A 22,302-nucleotide genomic window follows, 5' to 3' on the forward strand; every position below is an offset into this window, starting at 1 on the left:
ATCAAAACAGAAAAAATGACTATTAGAAGAATTTTAGTTTTCATGTTATTGATTTCAGGGCTATCTAGCTTGAAATCAGTACAGGCGCAGCAAAAAGCGGCAAACAAGGCACTTCCTCAGCTTCAACAGGATTTTGTTGACCTTGGGTTTGGCATGTTCATTCATTATGGAATGCCTACTTTTATGAACCAGGATTGGTCAGACCCTGATGCAGCTCTTTCTCTCTTCAAATCGCCTAAATTTGATGCAGATCAATGGGCGAAAGCTGCAAAGGCAGCAAATATGACCTATGGTTGCTTAACGACCAAACACCACAGTGGATTTCCAATATGGAACACAAAAACTACTTCTTACAATGTAATGAACACCCCTTTTGGACGTGATGTAGTAAAAGAGTATGCCAATGCTTTCCGTAAAAATGGTTTAAAAGTAATGCTATACTATTCTATTTTGGATACCCATCATGGCATTCGCCCCAATCAGATAACGCCTGAACATATTCAAATGATTAAAGATCAAATCACTGAATTATTAACCAATTATGGTGAAATCACCGCTTTGGTTATTGATGGATGGGATGCACCATGGTCAAGAATTTCTTACGATGATGTACCTTTTGAGGATATATATTATCTAATAAAATCACTACAACCCAATTGTTTGGTAATGGATCTTAATGCAGCAAAATACCCTGCAGAAGCTCTTTTTTATACCGATATCAAATCCTACGAGCAAGGTGCAGGTCAGTTCATATCCAAAGAGCACAATAAACTTCCAGCTCTAGCTTGTCTTCCGTTACAGGAAAATTGGTTTTGGAAAACATCTTTTCCAGGAACACCTGTTAAAAATGTAAATGAGTTGGTAAATAAATTTATCGTTCCATACAACAATGCATACTGTAATTTCATACTGAATGTGGCACCAAACAAGGATGGATTGATTGATGATAATGCTGTAGAGGCTTTAAAAGAAATAGGAAAACTATATAAAAAGCCAGAAAAGCTACCAGAAGTTCCAGAGCATACAGCACCAATTATATCCAGTAACATAGCTAAACATGTTAAAAGTAATAGTAGCTGGAGTGACGACATGAACATTATGGACTTTGCTAACGATGATAATTTTGGGAGTTCATGGGTTTCTAATCCTGAAGTAAAATCTCCATGGTATGAACTAAACTTTGAAAAGGCCAAACCTTTTAATATGCTGGTAATTACCCAAGGTAGAAATACAAAAAGCGCATTTACACTCCAATACTTTGCCAATGGAAAATGGTATCCATTAGAGACAAAACAAGGAAACAAAGATAATAAGATCCAGATTTTCCGATTTGATCGGGTTTGGGCAGAAAAGGTAAAAATGACTATCCAATCTTTTGATGGGCCACCATCTATCGCCGAATTTGGTGTATACAACGAAATAAGATAGGATATTTTATTAATTCGGGTGTTCAAAAAGGTAAAATCGTCATTCTGAAATAAATTCAGAATGACGATGATTTATTAGATCAAATTCATATTCTCTGCAATCCGACATGCTTCAAGTGTGTTACTTACCCTCAGCTTTTCCAGTATATTCTGCCGATGCCTGTTTACCGTGTTTACACTGATAGATAATAAATCTGCCACTTCTTTACTCATTTTACCCTTTCGAACCAGTTGCAATACTTCTTTTTCACGAATAGATAATATTTGATCATACTCTTGCTGCTTGGGCGTTATCCTCTCCCCGGTTGCAGAGTTCAGAATTACACCATCTGAGGATTCCGTTATAGCTTCATCATGAGAAAAATTATAAAGACAAAGCGCTAACCATAAACTGCCATTTAATGCACTACGTACATAAAACATACGGTGTTCTACAGATATATAAACGCCAATTTTGTTGCGCATGCGAATTCTGCTTTTAACATGATAATCAGATCTTTCAACAATAGGCAGACTTTTCAGTCTGTTGAAAAATTTAAGCTCTGTCACATGTTTTTTCACAAGATCATCAGGATGTATTTTATTAAAAATAGCATCTTCCCATATAGAGTTTATTTCTTGCAGTAAATTACTTTCATGAAAACCCAACTCCTTCGCTACCCTTCCATTATAAATATAACTTTTATTAGCCTTCATATCGCTTAACACAGCTATAGCATTTTCTATTCGGGAATACATAAAAGCCATATGCTGATATTGAGAAAGAATTACAGCTGCATCCTGCTCTTCTTCAAATGTTTGCGCTAATAATCTTTCATTCAAGGTATTTTGGATACTCATTTCAATATGGTTATTAATCAGTATTGCAGTACTATTTACGGTGTTCTAACTTAGCAACGTAAATATAACGTATGGTTATCAACTCAAAACAGGAAATGAAAAAGATTATTTTAAGCGCAATTGCATTCGTCATTACACAAACAGGATTTGCTCAAAGTCTCGATAAGATGCAGTGGTTTAACGAACCACAAAAGTGGGAAATTAAAAACAATGCCTTAACCATGTTTGTAACACCCCAAAGCGATTATTGGAGGGTTTCTCATTATGGTTTTACTGTTGATGATGCGCCATTTTACTACAGCACCTATGGTGGAGAATTTGAAGTTAAAGTAAAAATTACGGGGAATTATAAAGCACGTTTCGATCAAATGGGTTTAATGTTGCGTACAGATCACGAGAATTACATTAAAGCCGGAATCGAATTTGTTGATGGCAAATACAATCTAAGTGCTGTAGTAACACATAAGACCAGTGATTGGAGCGTAACAACTCTCGATAAAGCACCAGATTTTATATGGATAAAAGCTGTTAGAAGACTTGATGCTGTTGAAATATTCTATTCTTATGACGACAAAACCTACACGATGATGCGAAACGCTTACCTACAGGACAATAGGCCCGTTATGGTTGGGTTTATGGCTGCCAGTCCGGACGGAAACGGTTTCAACGCCAAGTTTGAAGGTTTTACAGTAAAGCAATTACCTGATCAGCGAAGGCAAGAATGGTTGAAGAAAAATACGAATAAATAGAAAGATTTATAAAGACTTATGCATAAACAGGTAGTTCTGCCAAAAGATATGACAAACCTTTATCAGTGCCAATTGTTTTTATTTACTTGTCTAAGTTCGCCCGATATTCTTTTAATTAAACCTTTAACAAAATGAAAACAATTAAAATGATTTCAATGTCTTTGCTATTCGGATTTTTTATGATCCTAAGTGCAAATGTAAGCGCACAAGACCCAATGACAGCTGCTCCGAATTTGTATAAAAAAGTTCTCCTGGAAAATGATAAGATACGAGTAATGCAAGTTGAACTAGCTCCAGGAGATATCACACCATGGCATAGTCATCCCGATCACTTTGTTTATGCATTAACAGATGGAAAAATGGAGATTACTGACAAGGGTAAACAACCAGTTGTTATAGAAATTAAAGCAGGAGAAGCGATGTATTTGACTGCCACAACACACATGGCTAAAAACATTGGAGAGACCACACTAAAAATGGTTGTTACAGAACTAAAAGCAACTAAGACAAAAGATTAATTACCTCAGATTTTTACTGCAAAGATCGCTATACTGGAGATTCCGATAAATTCCACAACTGGTCAAAATAACGTAGAGTCAATGGCCTGCGTTGACGGAATCTCCAATATACCCATTACTATTTGACACATGTATTTAAAATACTGTCCAAATTAACCCCTAATATTGTCCATATTACACTCCGTCTAAATCCCCATCATTCCTTATTTTTGATTAAACAAAAAAATTATGGCGGATATCTTACACCGAATCGGAATCAAATCGTCATCTATGGATGATGTTTATCAAGCATTGACCACAAGAGACGGTCTTGCAGGGTGGTGGACAAGTAACACTCAGGGAAAAGGCAATCAAGTTGGCGATATCATCAGGTTCCGCTTTGGAGCGGGAGGTTTCGATATGAAAGTTGCGGATCTTAACCCACCATCTCTTGTAGTATGGGAGCTTACCGAAGGACCAGAAGAATGGATGAATACAACCATAAGTTTTGAACTGAAACAAGAAGACGACTACATTATCTTACTTTTCAAACACCTGAATTGGAAAGAACCAGTTGAGTTTATGCACCATTGCAGTACAAAATGGGCAATATTTCTAATGAGTCTGAAATCACTTATAGAAACCGGGAAAGGAGCTCCTGATCCGATTGATATGAAAATAGACAATTGGAATTAAGATTCAGTTTTAGGGGCTCATACAACTTTAGTCAAACGACAAAAGATCAATGCAATTGAAACAGGATAAAAAAGAAGGAATAAAACAATAGACAGGTTATGATGGCCATTGAACAATGAACTTATTTATTATCAAAGCGGAACCAATTAAAATCTGCATAACCTCCTACACCAGACTCCTCAGTACTATAATTAAATAAGGCAAAGCGATTGGCAGTCCAATCTAATCCTAGTCCCATATTTAAAGTATTTCCAATAGGCTGGAATTTTTTCCCATCTGTACTATAAGCAAAAGATGCAGTGTATCCAACATGAGTAGCGCTCGTCTTAACCCAGATCTTATTCCCGCTAAAAGGAATAGAAATAACTGTACTATCGGCATTTATCATAACAATTGATTTCTGTCCGCCTTTTTGCTGGACAGCTACAAAAGCATAAGGAAATTGAAAAATTCCGAAGCCGGCAAGGTTGCCATCTTTCAAATCACTAACCTCTATCTCGACAGTACCGCTTGACAGTGGCCCTTGTACTCTTTGTGTAAGGGTATTCCTAGCTTCTGAAAGTTTTGTGGCCTTACCTGCTTTCAAACGTAAGTAACCTTTACGCTCTTTAAGAGACCATTTTTGATCATCAGGATTGTGGTTCCATTGCCATTGTAAACCAAGCTTAGCAATGTTAAAGTCGTCAGATATAGCCGGAACACTAATAGGGTAAGTTTTTCCTACATTTGGTTTTTTATAGGTTTCTACTCCTTTTCCTTTTTCACCCAACATCGGCCAGCCGTCGACCCAGGTAACCGGCTCCAAATTAGGCACACGACCTATAGGACCACGATCCTGCATAATGATAAACCACCAGCTATCATCTTTTAATTGCACCATTCCCCCTTGATGTAAGCCATTGCCAGGATAAGTATGGTCATCGTTAATCACTTCCTTTGACTCATAAGGGCCATAAATATTGTCTGATCTTAAACAGATCTGCCTACCCTGTGTTCCTCCTGTAGAACCCATGATATAATACTTTCCATTAACTTTATATACATGTGATCCTTCCAGATAAGGAAAACTACGATTATTATAAATTTCCTTTTGAGGCGTTTTCACTGATAATGCATCTGCATTTAATTCCGTTATAAACAATCTTTCCTGTCCATGAGCAACATACACTTTACCATCATCATCAAAAAACAATCCCGGATCATACATATACTCTTTAAAAATGGTTCTGGTCCAAGGGCCTTTAGGATCTTTGGCAGTACATATTGAGAAATTCCCAGGTTCAGTACTAGAGCTGCGTGGCGTACAAAAGCCAACATAAAAAGTTCCATTATGGTAACGGATTGTATTTGCCCACGAGCCTCTTAAATACGCATTGCCACCCTTCATATCATAGCGTGGATCTTCATCATATCGCGGCACGGCATAACCTATCATCTCCCAGTTCACCAAATCTTTAGATTTAGCAATTGGACTACCAGGAACATAATGCATGCTGGTAGAGATAAAATAGAAATCATCGTCTACCCGGATAATATCAGGATCTGGCCAATCTCCCCACATCAGCGGATTTGTGAATGTTCCATTGCCATTATCAGGTGTATAAACTGATGGATTTCTTTTTTGGGCAACAAGAATATTGGAACCCATCATTAATAGAAAAAGTAAAAGGTGTTTCTTCATTTAAATTTAATAACTGTCTATTAGACTTTCTTTCTTCGGCTTTAATCAAAAAATAGAACCATATCAACTAAGGACAATTCTAAAAGCGGATAAGAGTATTTAACAGTAGGTATTGACCACATTCTCGGTAATAAGCGCTTTAAATTTGCTAAGAAAAAAAGTAATAGGCAAGGATCGCAAAGTAGCAATAGCACTCCTTATAAACTATTCAAATATTGATCAGAATTGATGTTTTTTTGATTGCTATTAAGGATATGTTACAACGTCTTTGTCTAGACGGTTAATTATTCAGGTTCTTTAAAGATCCTGAGCCCACTTTACGGTTTGTAAAACCGGCTCAGGAAAAAAAATGCACAGTTCTTAAATGAATTTATAAGTAATTAGATATAATATTTAGCATCAATAGCCATTGTAAATATTACCTGATCATCCGTTATAGGCCATAGCTTTGGATAGCTCTTCGTTGAGTAAGTAATCCTTTTTAAGCCTATCCAATTTGGTCATAGCACGATCATAAGCGTCATCCCCAAGCAAAAGGTAAAGTGGAGGGTTTTCTAAATGAGCTACCTCAATGATGGCTGCTGCTGCTTTTGCAGGGTCACCAATTTGCTTGCCATCTTTTTGCAGAAGCATCTTCTGAGCATTATGCATCTCAGTGTATTCAGGAATAGTATGCTGCGCGATATTGATTGAATCCTCATTTAGAAAATTAGTGCGAAATGCACCAGGCGCAATCACTGTTACTTTAACTCCGAATTCTACAACATCCTGTGCAAGAACCTCAGACAATCCTACAACTGAAAATTTTGTAGCTGCATAAACTGACCAACCACTTGTACCTGCTATACCGGCTATCGAAGATATATTAATAATATGTCCTGACATTTGACTGCGCATATAAGGCATTACCATTCGGATAACGTTCAGCGTTCCAAAGACATTTATTTCAAAGCTATTGCGGGTTTCACGATCACTTAATTCCTCAATACTTCCACCGATACCGTAGCCTGCATTATTTATTACAACGTCGATGCTCTTAAAGGCTGCATTTGTCTGATGGATGGCGCAACCAACACTATCTTCATTATTAAGTTCTACCTGCAGCGGTAGAAAGTTTGGTGCGGTAACACCAACGGCATCTACCAATGCCTTTAAATCGCGGGAAGTAGCTGCAACATTCTGCCCCGCCTGAAGTAATTGTTTTACCAGGCTTAATCCAAATCCTTTGGAAGCCCCTGTAATAAACCAAGTTCTGATTTTCTCCATATTTCGTTTGTTTTTACGATACAAAGATATAGGGAAACAACAGCTGAGCGTGTACGCTGATCAAACCGATCATTACAAAATTCAAACAATACGGAATGCTGATGGAGTAGTACTGGTCTGTTTTTTGAAAAAATTATTGAAATGTGTGGGTGCTTCGAAACCAAGACAATAGCTTATCTCAGAAACATTCCAGTTCGTATGACGCAAAAGTGCCCTAGCCTCGCTGGCTAGACGCTCCATAATATGATCCGTAGTTGTTTTTCCAGTTGTCTGCCGCACAGCCCGATTAAGATGATTAACATGTACCGATAATTGATCGGCAAAATCTTTAGCAGAGCGCAGGCCAAACCTTTGCGATGGAGATTCTATAGGAAACTGTCGCTCAAGAAGCTCTGTAAATATAGCTGTGATACGCGAATTGGCATCCGGATGTTGATAGAGGCGATTGGAAGGCTGTATCTTCAAAGCGTAATGAATCAACTCAGTAACGTAATTGCGAAGTAAGTCATATTTAAAAATGTAGTCGGAATTAAGTTCCACCAGCATCTTATCAAATAAAGCCAACACAATCGCTTCTTGCTCAGCGTTAAGCACATAAACAGGATTCGCTCCAGGAGAAAACATAGGCAATTGATGGATATTACTGCGCAGCATCTCGGTAAAAAAAGACTCCTTATAAATACAAAATCTGCCTGAATGCTTGTCATTTAGATTTTCAAAAGTATAAGGGACAACAGGGTTAAAGAAGACCAATGCAGTTCCATCCATTTCTATGCTTTTATCTGCATAATGAATAACCCCTTTACCCCTGAAAAGACTGATCTTGTAGAAATCCCGGCGACTGTACTGAACAGGCTTTGCACCAGGGACATGAAAGTCCTCGGATTTAAATACATTAAAGTGTCCAATATCCTGACTGAGATTATCAGGTAACCAATTAAACTTTTTCTTGTAGAAATCCTCTAGTGTCTCCGTTTGTGCCATAAAACAAAGTTACACAATTCAAACCAAATTCTAATAAAACACCATAAACCAAACATATTGTAGTTTAAATGCTAACCAACACAATCTTCAATATAAATATCCAGGAACAACAGGACTCAAATACAAACTATCTGAAAAAACAAACACTAAAAAAACTCTGGAAATAAAAAAATCCCATAAATTATTGACTTACAGGAATTGACGAGATAATAGTTTTACCCACAACAGCATTTTACGTCTTAAACGAGAATATTGCCACGAGCAATAGATTAAAGGCCGATTTAACAACTTAGCAGAGCTTTTTAAGTTAAAAAGCTCTGCTACTTTACAATGTAAATCATTTTTGGATAAGAACTATATCCAATGCTTTGTATCTGATTAAAGATCATACTCCAATGCTTTTTGTTTGATAAAAGCCAGACTACCCTTTGCCAACCCTTCCGCATTATGCCGGGAAGGGCGCCAAAGATTTACCTTCTCAGCCATCCCATTTATAGAAGAAGAAAAATTCTCCAGCACTAGGGCACCGTTATATTTAATGTTGGCCAAAGATTCAAAGAGATCATCCCAGTGAACATTTCCTTCACCCGGCATACCACGGTTACTCTCGGTAATGTGCAAATGTCTTAAATGACGACCGGCACTAATAACTGGATCACGAAAATTATCCTCTTCAATATTCATGTGAAAAGTATCCAGATGAAGTGCCAGAGCTGGAGAACCAATCAAATCAATCCATTCCAGCACCTCTGCAGCACTGGTACACACATAACTTTCATATCGATTGATCGGTTCCAAACACATGGTGATTCCAAACTTAGCCGCATACGCTGCAGAAGCCGACAAGACCTGAACAACAGTTTCCGTTTCCGAAGCCGTTCTCATCGAACCCGAAAAAACACCAATGCTACTATGAAGCACACCTGCCAGGATTTCCGACTCCAATTCGGAAGCTTTATGCAGTGCCGATTTCAAAGCATTATATGCCTTTTCCGGATAAAAAGGGATATGACAATCCGTAGGTAGATTAAAAGAACAGACCGCCTGAATATTGCTATCGGCCAACTGTTTTCTCACTGTGGCAGTGTCAATCTCCATTGAAGGAGGCAATAATATTTCCAGTAGGTCAAAGCCAGCAGCTGCTGTCTTTTGAATGGCATAAGCCCCTTCTTTTGCTTTCCATTCGGGCAATATCCAAGACAACAAAGAAGCTCCAAATTTCACCATATTAATATATTTAAGGTAAGACCACCACCCTAATGAATGTGATCACAGTACATAAATTTAATCATTTTTCTCACAATGAAAACTTGCTTATAACGGGATTTTTACATCTGCACTCTCATTGGCCTCCTTCTATTCTGTTGCATCACTCTTTTAGGTTTTAATACCTACCTTCCTGATCTTTTATATATCCTTTAGTTTTCCATATTTCTTCAATTTGAGACAATCTGTTACGAAAATCAAGATAATTTCCTTTCTTTTCCGGCGCTACCCAACCCGTCTCTGCAAAGGCTGCAATCCGAGGGAATGTCTGATAGTAAACGCGATCTGAAGTTGGTGTAAATTCACCCCACATCTGACAACCCAAACCCAATACTTTGTAGCTATCAGCCGCCGATATTCCGTTAGGTATGGGGTTAAAGGCATATGCTTTTTCAAATGAAGTAGTTTCGTAAGGATAATCAAGATACGTAAATAAGCGATCTGAATTAACTACATCATAACCTTTTTCTATAGCTTTATTTACCAGACTGACATCGCCATCCCAGAACTGAACAAGAGTACCTTTGGCTAGCTTCTCCGATTTTCCGGCTTCCACATGTGCTTCATTTCTAATGTTATCACCTGTAATCTCATTCCATCCGATCATACGATAACCCTTTGAGGAAATATACTTAGACATGCGATTGATTGCCCATACCTGCAAATCAGAATAAGTTGGTATATTATTAGCTTTCATAAATTCGTTGATCTCCTTTGATTCTTTCCAATGGGAATAATTTGCTTCATCCCCACCAATATGAATAATTTTACTGGGAAACAGGCTGATAATTTCATCCAGCACATCTTGAAGAAATTTTACGACCTTCGGATCGGTAATATCATACAAATCCCCCCTGATCCCTTCATTCTTTTTTCGGCTACTTGCACCTAACCATGGATAAGCGTAAATAGATGCTGATGCATGTCCCGGCACTTCAATTTCTGGAATTATACGAATACCACGATCAATTGCATAGGCTACAATTTCACGAATATCCGCCTGGGTATAAAATTGCCCCGGGCGGTTGTTGTAAAGGCTATCCCATTTTACAGGACTAATACCCTTACTCATATGTGTATGATCTCCCTTTGATCCTACTGAGGTAAGTCTTGGATATTTCTTGATTTCCACACGCCAGCCAGGATCATCTACCAAATGCCAATGAAAAGTATTCAATTTAAGTCGGGCCATCTCGTCAAGTAATTTTTTAACAACTATTTTTCCATGAAAATGACGACTTTCATCAAGCATATACGCTCTCCACCCAAATCTCGGTTTATCATTAATGGTGCAAAGAGGGAAACCTGTTTGTTGATCTTCCTTTACCGCCAACTGTCTGATGGTCTGCAAAGCGTTCAGTAATCCATTTTTACTTGGTGAGCTCGCAATAATAGCACCCTTCTCTTTTAAACTTATTTGTAGACTATACGATTCATCTATGACTTGTGATTTAGTTAATTTTAACACAACGACAGCATCCTTTTCTTTATTTCTCCAGACAGGTTGTATACCTATTTCCTGAAATAATTCTTTGGCATAAAGTTTACTAACACCTGAGCGGGGATCTATAAAAACACTTATCGCATCTTTAATCTTAACAAAACCGTTATGCATCTGAAGATCGGCTGGTTGGGGCACCAGTTTAATTGCACTTTGTTGTGCATAGGTTTCTGTAAAAGGGAGCATACAGAATAGTAATAAAAATTGGAATACACTTCTTTTCCGAATATCCCTGTCAACAAAATTAATTATCATAAATTCTTCTGCTTATTAAGTTTGGTTTCTATTATTACAATATGGATTGATTCGTATAGCGTAAATTTAATTTATCGATCATGCTACCGCAACCTGTACCGTGCTGTTAAAGTTTTACCCCTAAGTAAATGACCCATCCACTGTAATTCTTACAAAAAATGGGGCTTTTCCATTCTTAGCTTTGTCCCTTTTTTAGAAAAAAAGAAATACTGAAAGTGCTTGTACTTTTCATGCTTTAAATTGCTTTAGCCCTACTTATACCTTTTTACACCCTCTTCTTTTTTAGATAATCAGGCTTGTTAAAAAAAGGCATAAAAGGGTATTAAAATAAAAAACTCAAGAAGTTATTTTTACATTGACAATAATAGCTGAAAAAAAAGAGGGTATAAAAGGGTAAAAAACCTTGATTTGTGCCGTTTTTGTTTGATATGAAAAAAACGAAAAAACCCTCTAAATTGTGATATTTAGAGGGTTTTTGATAGAATTTGATTCTATGTGTGTCGGGGTGGCAGGATTCGAACCTACGACCTCCTGCTCCCAAAGCAGGCGCGATACCGGGCTACGCTACACCCCGAACTGGTATCTGTTTTTACTGGTCAATATTAAACTACTCATCTAAGTAGTTGTGTCGGGGTGGCAGGATTCGAACCTACGACCTCCTGCTCCCAAAGCAGGCGCGATACCGGGCTACGCTACACCCCGAACTGGTATCTGTTTTTACTGGTCAATATTAAACTACTCATCTAAGTAGTTGTGTCGGGGTGGCAGGATTCGAACCTACGACCTCCTGCTCCCAAAGCAGGCGCGATACCGGGCTACGCTACACCCCGAACTGGTATCTGTTTTTACTGGTCAATATTAAACTACTCATCTAAGTAGTTGTGTCGGGGTGGCAGGATTCGAACCTACGACCTCCTGCTCCCAAAGCAGGCGCGATACCGGGCTACGCTACACCCCGAACTGGTATCTGTTTTTACTGGTCAATATTAAACTACTCATCTAAGTAGTTGTGTCGGGGTGGCAGGATTCGAACCTACGACCTCCTGCTCCCAAAGCAGGCGCGATACCGGGCTACGCTACACCCCGAACTGGTATCTGTTTTTACTGGTCAATATTAAACTACTCATCTAAGTAGTTGTGTCGGGGTGGCAGGATTCGAACCTACGACCTCCTGCTCCCAAAGCAGGCGCGATACCGGGCTACGCTACACCCCGAACTGGTATCTGTTTTTACTGGTCAATATTAAACTACTCATCTAAGTAGTTGTGTCGGGGTGGCAGGATTCGAACCTACGACCTCCTGCTCCCAAAGCAGGCGCGATACCGGGCTACGCTACACCCCGAACTGGTATCTTCTTTTCCCTTTTTCGAAGGGATTGCAAAGTAACAACTTTATTTTCGTAAAAGCTAACTTTACTTTTTTTTATTCCCAGCTTCATCAGCCAAGGCTGCAAAAATAGAAATAATTCATTTCCTTGCAAACATTAAAACACTAATTCCTACTAAAAAACATCCTTTTTAAACCTATTAGATGGGTTCAACCTCAATATCAGCCACTTAAAAACCATAAAAAATTTAAGCTTTTTATGTAGCACCAACGAATTTGAGTTACAACACTAAAATACATCATCCCTCCTTGCTCAATAATTACCAAATCTTATCACTTTTCGTTGTATACATCAAGCTGCATAATGCACCAGGTATTTTCAAAACAAAACTATAATAGTACTTAAGAAGGAAGTATTTAGAGATAAAAGCAGTGAAATTTTACAGGTTATTTTTTAGAAAAAAATCGACTAAAAAAAGAAAGCGGGAATAAACCATGATGGTCACTCCCGCTTAAATTAACGCTCTCACAACAAAGATACAATTGTAAATTAGATTACCTACTAATTTTTTAAAAAAATAATTTACAACCTACATAAATCTTGTGTTAAGCTCTATTTTCTACAGATACATTATACAACTCATACCAATCCTGATGATCAAGTTCAATGGTAAAAGCATTTACAGCATTTCTTATTCTTTGTTCATTTGTAGTGCCAATAAGTGGTAATGCGCCTAGCTTAACCAACCATGCTACTGCTAATGACTCAATGTGAACATTATACTTAGAACTCAATTCTTCTAGCTTCTTACGCACTTTAACAGCCTGCACATCCATCCCTGCAGCAATCCTACCTTCTGCTAAAGGAGCATAGGCTAATGGGCGCATGTAACGTTGTTTGATATAGTCGATCTGACCGTTATCAAGTGCCTGCATATTTAAAAGATTCAATTCAATATGATTGGTTACTATAGGTTTCGTTAAATATGAAGTTAACAACTGGTGCTGAAAAACCGAGAAATTTGCTACACCAATATTTTTAATCTTACCAGATTCTTTTAACCTATCTAATGTTAATGCAGTTTCCTCCAAATTAGAAATTGGATCAAGTCTATCTAACAAAAAGATATCAATATAATCGGTCTTCAAATTCTTTAATGACCGCTCAACGCTGGCAATGATATGAGCAGATGAGGTATCATAATGCTTAACTCTAATATCCGGATTTTGAGCATGAGGAAGTCTTAATCCACATTTACTAAACAGAACAACTTCTTCTCTTTTAAAAGCCCCCTCTTTAAGTAGTTCACCAAACAAAGATTCACATCTCTCAGAGCCATGACTATCGCCATGCTCAAAGGTGTTAATACCTAACTCCATGCACAAATGAAAAATCTTTTTTAAAGTAGCATCGGCATCTTTAACGTCATCCCATCTATAAAAACCATAAACTGCTGGGGACACTTTTGGTCCCGCATCTCCCATATAAATCTTTTGCATATTCTCTTTCTATAATTCAAATCTAAGCATTACTTCAATCTATATAAATTTTAGCAAAAAAATACTTTCATTTTTAAAAAAATAGAGGTTGTAATACAATAAGTAAATTTAATAATTGCATACATAAATTGTATCTTTAGTATGAGCCTTAAAATAATAGAGATGAAATATTTACTTCCTTTAGCAATTATCACGACTACTTTCTTTTGCTTGGAGACTCAAGCCCAAGTGTCTTTTACTTCAAAAAAATCTAAACCTTCTTATTCAAAAGCACAAATTGGTGGGCCTTCAAAAAAGTCTCCCCTATATGTTATCAAAGGCGCAGGTAAAACTGTAGAATGGTGTGCTTCACAGGACTTGAAAACGGATTCAATCAAACCAGGCCTGATTAAAGTGTTAGAACAAAGTGACATCAAAGAAATAGAGGTTCTGAAAGATTCTGCAGCAATTAAAGCATATCCATTAAGAGGAACATATGGAGTGATTATCGTAACTGTTCTTGATGAACGTATGCCTGCAATCCTTACATTATTAAAAAACAAAGGATATATGGAGTAACAATGTCGCAGCTACTACAAACTATATCACACATTATAAGTTACGTTAGCATAGCAATCATTTGTTATGGAGCAGCCCTTGGTTTACTTAAATTTATCGGCAATGAATTTGGCCGACTCAACCATTCCTTCTCGTTAGAAAAAACTGTCCAGATTAAAATTGAGGTTGGATATTACCTACTATTAGGGCTGGAATTTTTAATCGCATCAGATATTATTGACACCATTCTCAACCCAACATTTGAGGATTTAGGAATACTTGCAGGCACAGTGCTCATAAGAACAGGCTTATCCTTTTTCCTGAATAAGGAAATTGAAAATATAGCTCAAAATCAGCCGCAGCAAGATAAATAATAACTTATTTGGATAGATTCGTTGTATGAAATTTACCCGCATTGACCCTCACCCCCAATTAGAACACCTTATAGAATGCTATTGGATGATGCAGGACGATGATCCGACCGCTAACATAGAAAAGATTATACCTGATGGATTTACAGAGCTTATATTCAATTACGGGAGCGTTTACAAAGCAAAAACCAATGGCGAGTGGTACGTGCAAACGCCAAATTTACTAGCCGGACAAATCAGCAGCTACTTTTATTTGGAAAACACAGGACCTACAGGCTCATTTGCCATCAAACTAAAGCCCGCAGCATTAACACAACTCTTTAACCTAAACATGGTCAATTATCTGGATAAAATTATTGATCTGGATACTTTTCCAAACCATGAACTGGCAACACTAAAAGAAAAACTATTACCATTTAAAGATGAGCACCACCTAAAACAGGTTTTAGATGGTTACTTTTTAGACCTTAATGAAAAAGTGACTATAAATCCACTAAAAGATACATTAGAGCTTATTTTCAGCTCAAATGGAATGGCTTCTGTTGCAGAACTAATTGCCGTTGCTCAAGTGAGTGAACGACAATTGGAACGATTGTTTAAAAAGTATATCGGCCTTTCTCCAAAGTACTATTCAAGGATTATTAGGTTCAATTACATCTTTCAACTGATCAAATCAAAAAAGAACAGCTGGACAGAAATCGTTTACCAATCTGGTTACTACGATCAATCGCATTTTATACGTAATTTCAAAGCCTTTACCGGAGAAGACCCTTCCTCCTATTTCTTTGAAGAGAAAAACATGGCCAACTTTTTCCTGAATAAATAAATAGCCTTGTCGGGTTTGTACAATACCAATCAAAACACTGCACTTATCTTTGGTTAAAAAAACATTATGAAAACAAGATTACTACTTCTTATTCCTGCACTTTTAATGATAACCTCTGCCTACGGACAGGAAAACAATCAGCAGAAATTTAAAAAACTAGATTGGTTGGTGGGCAAATGGATTCGCACAAACCCTCAGCCTGGAGAATCCGGTTACGAAACATGGACAAAAGCTTCTGCACTTAAATTGACCGGCAAGGGTGTTACACAAAAAGGTAAAAAAACCATTTTTGTAGAAAACCTGGAATTCAGTGTTAAAGGAAATGATATTTTCTATGTAGTTATGGTTACAGGCGAAAAACAACCAACCTACTTTAAACTAACAGAACTAAGTAATGATGGCTTTACATGCGAGAACCCACAACATGATTTCCCTAAAAAAATCAGTTACAAAAGAAAAGGTAAAAACATACAAGCTGTTATTTCAGGAAATGGCCAAAGTATAGATTACAATTTCGTTCCTGCTAAATAACTATTTATTTTCCATAAACGCCACTTCGCTTATCATTGCATTACTTCCAGCCTGAGATTCGATACGAATTGATAGTTTCCCATCATTTGTATCCTCTCTCATTACAAAAAGCTTTATCCATTTACCTTGTTTATCTAGTTTGCCTGTGGTAAATTCTCTGCCTTCTATCCAAATTTTTGCAAAACGTCCTTCATTATTCCAGTCGTCAAAGTGGATAAATAGTTCGCCTATCACACCTTGAGGCGGATTGATTTCTATTTCTAGTTTTTTGCCATACCAGGCCGCTTTATTATCCCAGCGCCAAATATCTTCAGAACCACGAAGCTCATATTTAGTATTTCGCTTTAAAATTATAGTTTCGGGTTCTGCTTTAACATATAGTAGTGCATCAGCAAATGCAGCCGGTATAGGCACTTTACTTTCAGCTTCTTTAATTAATGGAAAACTGCTTTTTAGAAGGGTGGTATCAACGCTAACTTTTGGCTCAAAAGCATAGCTCTCCATATACTTCAACATACTGTATTTTAACTGTTTTGCTACGGGGCTTTTACTTCCCTGTATATCGTAACCACAAATTACGAGCTTGCCCTTTCCAACACGACACTCAAACAGAGAACCCAATTTCTCATTAATATGGAAATCACTGATCGGCTGTGCAATAGGCTGAAGATCTTTTGGCCAATTTGCCAGTTTAAATGATCTACCCTTACTAATTGACTCCCATTGCCAATCTGTAAACCCTTGTGTTGGGAAATACTTATAAAGACCATGCTTTTCATCAATAGCAGCACCAAGCGTGGTATTCTCCTGACCCGGAAAAAAGACATTTGACCAAAATAAAGAAGTAAAAAACAATGGTCTAAAACTATCCGACTTACCCAATTTAGCGGCATAAAGCAATACCGTTTTACCTTCCTCTAATGCACTAAGCGTTTTGTCATCAAGCTGATCACTTTCTAAAACCTTAGCTGACGATAAATCAGGCAAAACTGAAGGATATATCCACAAATCCCATTCATTGCTGTAAGATGTGCCCGGCAAACTGACAACAAGTTTTGCTTTGGTAGCCTTACTTACGTTACTTAATGAAACATTGATTTCTGAAACCGTCTTAACTTCTCCCCTTTTAACTGAAGCAGCTTTTACAACACCTTGTCCAATTTTGTTATTCTCGCCATCTATAAGTTCCCATTTTACATCATTCTTTAAATCTCCTTTACCATAATTAGCTACTTCTAATGAAGCGGTAAGACTTTCTGTATTTTCCCATACAAATTTCTCAAGCCTTGCCAGTGGAACTACATGATTGTTGTATTGCTTAAAATACTCAGGAGAAGTTGTGCCTTTGCTGTCATAAAACACATCAAGCCAACCTACCAAAGCCTCCCCTTGTCCCTGATAATCTTGCAGGCTTAGCATTTGAAAACCGGCACAAGAAGGTGTACGGTAAAAATTCTCAATTAAGCTCTTATACAGTACCTTTTGTAGAGCTCCACTAGCATTATGGAATGCCACATCTTTATTTTCCAATCCTGAAGCAACGGCCGATTCCTTACAAACTTCCAGGTTACGTGCTTTTAAAACTCCTGTATATTTGTTTATCTCCGACCACAATGGATAAACCGGAAACTGACCAACCTCGTGCGCAATAATTGGAATACTGCTTTTAGAGTAATTTTTTTCCAGGTCATAATCTGAACGAGCACCCTGCAAACCATAAGTGCCACCAACATTTGGAATATTATGGGTTACAGAATAATCATCAACAGGCATTATAGTTCTTGCTGTAGATAAAGCGTATAGTCTCCTATCGTCTTTTACCTTTATCTTTTTCATCCATTCCTGCATTTGATTGAAATCTGAATTGCCTAATTCATTACCAGTACATAACATTACAAATGAGGGGTGATTTCCATATGCATCTACCATCCGCTGAAGTTCTGCCTGCACATATTTATCTGCCGATGGATTTTTCCCAAGACCATTAGGAAGCCCTTCAGTTTTCATATCAGGTCTATCCTTAGGTGGTTCGGTCATCCACCAATCAATCCATATGGTTTCGGCCTGTATATAAATACCCAATTTATCTGCCGCTTCAAAAGCTGCCTCAGGTGGGCACCAGGAATGAAAACGAACATGATTAAGTCCGTATGATTTATAAATCTTAAAGATTCTTTCCCATTCTTTTACATCGCAAGAAGGGTATCCAGTAAGCGGAAAATGGACACAATCTAAGTTTCCACGCATAAATACAGGCGCATCATTTACAAGTATTTTTGAAGTAGAATGGCTAATGCTACGAAATCCGAAATCAACTACCGTTAGGTTTCCATTTTGAAGTTTAGCAGAAATCTTATACCGATTGGGAGTAAACTCATCCCATAATTTAATAGGGAAATTTAATTTTAGAGTATGCTTCTGTTGAGTATCCTTTGATAAGGCTTGGTCTGCTTTAAAAACTTGCTTACCGGTTTGCAAATCAACAATGGCATAAGTAACTTTCATTGGAACAGGATTGTTCACTTTTAAGTCGAGAGCTACAGTTTTACTTTTTGCATCCGCAAACACCTGAAAATCTACAATCTGAGTTGATTTGCTTGGCCTTAGTTCAATTTTGCCCACAACACCATTCCAAATACTTTGGGTGTATTCGGTGTAGGCGTGCCCTTTATCTCCAATATTATGAATTAAGCTGTTATCTATAAGCAAGGTCAGGCGATGCTTCCCTGGCGTTAACCTACCCAATGAGTGTACATGTGGCACACCCAGTGCATCCTTAACGCTTATTTGTTTGTCATCAACCCATACTTTAGATTCCCACATTACCCTTTCCAGAAAAAGATCTACGTCCATTTCTTTCCATTCTGCCGGAATATCTATTTCCTTACTATACCATGCTGCACCTATATATTTATAGGCTCTGGATAGAATACCATAATCGGCACCAGTGGTTTTTAACCCTTTTTTCCCTTCGTCCGTTGTACCGGGTAGCTGAATATTGTCTCCAAGTTGCTTTTGATACCATTGCTCTTTTTCACCCTTTTTATCAGGGTCTAATTGAAATTTCCATGAACCTGCAACTGAAAGGTTCTGTTGTGAAAAACCAGATTGAATAATTAAAAGGAAGGCACAAAAAGTAAATAAAGGCTTTAAATTCATGATGATCTATAACTTGGCAATAAAAGCAAACTTACATGAACTAAAGCTTCAACGAATGGACATTTTATTTTAATTGATGGACTTTCTTACTTTTTATACATCAGCTTCCGGCTTAGTTTCTTCTTTAGGATGAATCTCCACGGATGGCTGCATAAAAGGTTTCAACAGATCAATCGGAACAGGGAAAATAGTAGTCGAATTATTCTCTGTAGCAATTTCACGAAGTGTTTGCAAGTAACGTAGTGTTAATGCGCTTGGCTGTTCACTTAAAATTTTCGCAGCGTCAGATAAACGTTGTGAGGCCTGGTATTCACCTTCAGCAGAAATTACTTTTGACCGCCTTTCACGTTCTGCCTCGGCTTGTTTAGCCATTGCACGTTGCATTTCCTGAGGTAGATCTATTTGTTTTACCTCAACTGTGGTAACTTTTATTCCCCATGGCTCTGTTTTTAGATCAATGATCTGTTGCAAATGCAGGTTTATCTTATCACGCTGAGAAAGTAAGTCATCCAACTCAGACTGCCCAAGCACACTACGCAATGTGGTTTGCGAAAACTGCGAAGTAGCAATTAAAAAGTTCTCTACTTCTACAACAGCTTTTTGAGGATCTACTACCCTAAAATAGATTACCGCATTAACCTTTATAGAAACATTATCTCTAGTGATCACATCCTGAGGTGGCACATCCATCACTACAATACGTAGAGATATCCTTACCATTTTATCAATAAAAGGAATTAAAAGAATCAGTCCCGGTCCTTTTGCACCCCTATCGAGCACACGACCTAAACGAAAAACAACTCCACGCTCATATTCACGAAGTATACGAATTGCACTTGAAAGCACCAGAATAACAAAAAAAATGAGCACCAGAATAAACACATTGTAAAACATAAAATCCTCCTTTTATTTAAATATAAAATTAAACGACATGGTTTATTGGCTCCACAAACAGCGTAAGCCCTTTAACCTTTATTACTTTTACTAATTCACCTTTACTAATTTTTCCCTTTATTGATTCAGCTATCCACACCTCGCCATTTACCTGTAATTGTCCCTGAGGATCAAGCATACTCAATGTCTCTCCGGTTTGTCCAAGCAAAATATTAATTCCTGTTACTGTTTTTAATTTCTGAGCCTTTAGCCCTAAGCCAATTACGAAGAGAAAGAAAACAGTGCTAATTACAGTAACCGAAACAACAATCCCTACAGATACTTTGATCATATCCAATGAAGAACTTGACTTAAATAGCATTACGGAGCCCAGAAAAAGGGAAACTACGCCACCGATTGCCAATACCCCATGACTAACGACTTTAATTTCTAATAAAAATAAAACCAAAGAAAAGATGATTAACATTAATCCTGCATAATTAACAGGTAAAGTATTCATGGCATAAAAGGCAAGAATCAGACTAATTACCCCAACTACTCCTGGCAACACTGACCCTGGATTGAACAATTCAAAGTATATTCCAACCATGCCTAGCATTAGTAAGAGATAAGCAATATCAGGACTACTGATAAAGTCAAGCAATTTCTCAGAAGCACTCATCTCCACATATTCAATTTTGGCTCCTTTTGTATGCAATACCACATTACCTGAATTAAGTGTTACAGTGCGGCCATTTATCTGGTTAAGCAAAGTGTTTTCATCAGGCGCGATATAATCAATCACATTTTTTTTGAGTGCTTCATTTTCAGTGATAGATAGGCTATTCCTTACTGCATCTTCTGACCATTCTAGATTCCGTTTTCGTTTTTCAGCGATACTTCTGATAAATGCGGCGGCATCATTGGTGGCTTTCATATTCATTACAGAATCTGTTTTACCAACAAGATTAACCGGATGTGCAGCACCGATATTGGTTCCGGGTGCCATAGCGGCAATATGCGCTGCAAGTGTAACAAAAACTCCGGCAGAGCCGGCATGTGAGCCAGATGGAGAAACATAAACAACTATAGGAACCGGAGACATCAAAATATCACTAACAATGGCTCTGGTAGATTGCAACAAGCCCCCTGGCGTATTTAGCTGAATAAAAAGACATACTGCTTTTTCCTTATAAGCCTTTTCAATTCCATCGTGAATAAAGGAAGCCGAAACCGGATTAATTGCACCATCAATCTTTATCAACACAACCTTTTGTGCTTCCAATACCAGTGGAAAAAAGGCAAGAAAAAACAAGAATAACAGCTTACTCTTCATGCTTACTTTTTTATGTTGTATTATGGAAAACATTTGAATCACTTTTATGTTGTAGATTCACTAGAAAGATCATATAAATATACTGAAAATCAACGACAAACAATGTAAAAAATAGAGACATCTATGTGCACAATTAATAAACTATTATTCTTTTATTAGCGAATTTTAAGTTAACTTTAATATGACCAACCTATTGACAGGATACAATCCAAATCTGCTACAGAAAGGAGTTCAATTATGGGAAAAGTTAGAAACATCTTACAAGGAAAAACCAATTCCTCCATCTTTGTAAGCCCAGACACTACAGTCTTTGAAGCGCTGGAATTAATGTTTGAAAAAAACATCGGGTCGCTTCTGGTTATGGATCAGGAAAAATTCGTAGGAATTTTTACGGAAAGAGATTACGCCCGAAAGGTAATTCTAAAAGGAAAATCTTCAAAAGAAATCCCGATCAGCGAAATCATGTCTGAAAATCCACTTACAGTATGTTCTGATACTAGTATAGAAGAATGTATGTGGCTAATGACAAATAAATTTATCCGACACTTACCGGTAATAGACGATGGTAAGCTAACAGGCATTATTTCCATTGGCGATGTGGTGAAATACATCATTGAGGAGCAACAGTTCATTATCGGAAATCTGGAACATTACATCACGAGTAGCTAATACTGTCATTCT

19 protein-coding genes and 7 tRNA genes are annotated in these 22,302 nt (G+C 37.5%); 9 read left to right on the plus strand and 17 right to left on the minus strand.

The genetic code is table 11. The features are described 5' to 3' along the window. The first annotated feature begins 15 nt into the window (after positions 1 to 15). Entirely contained in the window at positions 16 to 1,428 is a 1,413-nt protein-coding gene (locus tag J1905_RS13690) for an alpha-L-fucosidase (RefSeq protein ID WP_214227841.1), read from the plus strand. Positions 1,429 to 1,502: 74 nt separating this feature from the next. Here the strand turns inward: J1905_RS13690 and J1905_RS13695 are convergent, their stop codons facing one another. Beyond that, positions 1,503 to 2,267 (minus strand): response regulator transcription factor, encoded by a 765-nt coding sequence (locus J1905_RS13695; protein WP_214227842.1) that lies wholly within the window; start codon positions 2,265 to 2,267, stop codon positions 1,503 to 1,505. Positions 2,268 to 2,362: 95 nt separating this feature from the next. Here J1905_RS13695 and J1905_RS13700 point away from each other — a divergent pair, with 95 nt between their 5' ends. The 3 genes from J1905_RS13700 to J1905_RS13710 all read left to right on the plus strand — a co-directional run bounded on the left by J1905_RS13700 (position 2,363) and on the right by J1905_RS13710 (position 4,209). After that, a complete protein-coding gene (locus J1905_RS13700) occupies positions 2,363 to 3,016 on the plus strand; it encodes a DUF1349 domain-containing protein (RefSeq protein WP_214227843.1) in 654 nt (217 codons plus the stop codon). Between the two features lie 131 nt (positions 3,017 to 3,147). Beyond that, on the plus strand, positions 3,148 to 3,534 hold the full coding sequence (locus J1905_RS13705) for a cupin domain-containing protein (RefSeq protein ID WP_214227844.1): 387 nt from the start codon (positions 3,148 to 3,150) through the stop codon (positions 3,532 to 3,534). 228 nt (positions 3,535 to 3,762) lie between these two features. Then, positions 3,763 to 4,209 carry an SRPBCC family protein gene (locus J1905_RS13710; RefSeq protein ID WP_214227845.1) on the plus strand — a complete coding sequence of 149 codons (447 nt, stop codon included), beginning with the start codon at positions 3,763 to 3,765 and terminating at the stop codon, positions 4,207 to 4,209. Positions 4,210 to 4,330: 121 nt separating this feature from the next. On the opposite strand, the gene J1905_RS13715 is transcribed toward J1905_RS13710, so the two are convergent. The 13 genes from J1905_RS13715 to J1905_RS13775 form a co-directional block, all read right to left on the minus strand. After that, positions 4,331 to 5,890, minus strand: coding sequence for a glycoside hydrolase family 43 protein (locus J1905_RS13715; RefSeq protein ID WP_214227846.1), 1,560 nt, complete (start codon positions 5,888 to 5,890; stop codon positions 4,331 to 4,333). A gap of 426 nt (positions 5,891 to 6,316) precedes the next feature. After that, positions 6,317 to 7,156, minus strand: a complete 840-nt coding sequence (locus tag J1905_RS13720; protein ID WP_214227847.1) for an SDR family NAD(P)-dependent oxidoreductase — start codon at positions 7,154 to 7,156, stop codon at positions 6,317 to 6,319. 81 nt (positions 7,157 to 7,237) lie between these two features. Continuing rightward, positions 7,238 to 8,140, minus strand: a complete 903-nt coding sequence (locus tag J1905_RS13725; protein ID WP_214227848.1) for a helix-turn-helix domain-containing protein — start codon at positions 8,138 to 8,140, stop codon at positions 7,238 to 7,240. A 378-nt stretch (positions 8,141 to 8,518) separates the two neighbouring features. Then, positions 8,519 to 9,367: a sugar phosphate isomerase/epimerase family protein gene (locus J1905_RS13730; RefSeq protein ID WP_214227849.1), complete on the minus strand. Its 849-nt coding sequence runs from the start codon at positions 9,365 to 9,367 to the stop codon at positions 8,519 to 8,521. A gap of 157 nt (positions 9,368 to 9,524) precedes the next feature. Beyond that, on the minus strand, positions 9,525 to 11,093 hold the full coding sequence (locus J1905_RS13735; RefSeq protein WP_214227850.1) for a beta-N-acetylhexosaminidase: 1,569 nt from the start codon (positions 11,091 to 11,093) through the stop codon (positions 9,525 to 9,527). 569 nt (positions 11,094 to 11,662) lie between these two features. Then, positions 11,663 to 11,736, minus strand: a tRNA-Pro gene (locus tag J1905_RS13740). Between the two features lie 54 nt (positions 11,737 to 11,790). Then, positions 11,791 to 11,864, minus strand: a tRNA-Pro gene (locus J1905_RS13745). 54 nt (positions 11,865 to 11,918) lie between these two features. Beyond that, positions 11,919 to 11,992, minus strand: a tRNA-Pro gene (locus J1905_RS13750). Between the two features lie 54 nt (positions 11,993 to 12,046). After that, a tRNA-Pro gene (locus J1905_RS13755) sits at positions 12,047 to 12,120 on the minus strand. 54 nt (positions 12,121 to 12,174) lie between these two features. Then, positions 12,175 to 12,248: transfer RNA gene (locus J1905_RS13760), tRNA-Pro, on the minus strand. Positions 12,249 to 12,302: 54 nt separating this feature from the next. Continuing rightward, positions 12,303 to 12,376: transfer RNA gene (locus J1905_RS13765), tRNA-Pro, on the minus strand. 54 nt (positions 12,377 to 12,430) lie between these two features. After that, a tRNA-Pro gene (locus J1905_RS13770) sits at positions 12,431 to 12,504 on the minus strand. Between the two features lie 590 nt (positions 12,505 to 13,094). Beyond that, positions 13,095 to 13,988 carry an aldo/keto reductase gene (locus J1905_RS13775; RefSeq protein WP_214227851.1) on the minus strand — a complete coding sequence of 298 codons (894 nt, stop codon included), beginning with the start codon at positions 13,986 to 13,988 and terminating at the stop codon, positions 13,095 to 13,097. A gap of 162 nt (positions 13,989 to 14,150) precedes the next feature. On the opposite strand from J1905_RS13775, the gene J1905_RS13780 reads away from it, so the two are divergent. The 4 genes from J1905_RS13780 (at position 14,151) to J1905_RS13795 (ending at position 16,253) form a co-directional block, all read left to right on the plus strand. Continuing rightward, entirely contained in the window at positions 14,151 to 14,546 is a 396-nt protein-coding gene (locus tag J1905_RS13780; RefSeq protein ID WP_214227852.1) for a hypothetical protein, read from the plus strand. A gap of 2 nt (positions 14,547 to 14,548) precedes the next feature. Further along, a complete protein-coding gene (locus tag J1905_RS13785) occupies positions 14,549 to 14,899 on the plus strand; it encodes a DUF1622 domain-containing protein (RefSeq protein ID WP_214227853.1) in 351 nt (116 codons plus the stop codon). A gap of 25 nt (positions 14,900 to 14,924) precedes the next feature. Beyond that, a complete protein-coding gene (locus J1905_RS13790; RefSeq protein ID WP_214227854.1) occupies positions 14,925 to 15,722 on the plus strand; it encodes a helix-turn-helix domain-containing protein in 798 nt (265 codons plus the stop codon). Between the two features lie 66 nt (positions 15,723 to 15,788). Continuing rightward, positions 15,789 to 16,253: a DUF6265 family protein gene (locus J1905_RS13795; protein WP_214227855.1), complete on the plus strand. Its 465-nt coding sequence runs from the start codon at positions 15,789 to 15,791 to the stop codon at positions 16,251 to 16,253. On the opposite strand, the gene J1905_RS13800 is transcribed toward J1905_RS13795, so the two are convergent. From J1905_RS13800 to J1905_RS13810, 3 genes are all read right to left on the minus strand, one after another. Further along, positions 16,254 to 19,412, minus strand: a complete 3,159-nt coding sequence (locus J1905_RS13800) for a DUF8487 domain-containing protein (RefSeq protein ID WP_214227856.1) — start codon at positions 19,410 to 19,412, stop codon at positions 16,254 to 16,256. A 93-nt stretch (positions 19,413 to 19,505) separates the two neighbouring features. After that, the gene (locus J1905_RS13805; protein WP_214227857.1) at positions 19,506 to 20,306 is read right to left on the minus strand and encodes a slipin family protein; all 801 of its coding nucleotides are present in this window, start codon (positions 20,304 to 20,306) and stop codon (positions 19,506 to 19,508) included. 28 nt (positions 20,307 to 20,334) lie between these two features. Next, positions 20,335 to 21,621, minus strand: a complete 1,287-nt coding sequence (locus J1905_RS13810; RefSeq protein WP_214227858.1) for an NfeD family protein — start codon at positions 21,619 to 21,621, stop codon at positions 20,335 to 20,337. 237 nt (positions 21,622 to 21,858) lie between these two features. Here J1905_RS13810 and J1905_RS13815 point away from each other — a divergent pair, with 237 nt between their 5' ends. Then, a complete protein-coding gene (locus J1905_RS13815; RefSeq protein WP_214227859.1) occupies positions 21,859 to 22,290 on the plus strand; it encodes a CBS domain-containing protein in 432 nt (143 codons plus the stop codon). Positions 22,291 to 22,302: the final 12 nt, after the last annotated feature.

The sequence above is a fragment of the Pedobacter sp. B4-66 genome (genome assembly GCF_018492665.1).
Lineage (GTDB): Bacteria > Bacteroidota > Bacteroidia > Sphingobacteriales > Sphingobacteriaceae > Pedobacter.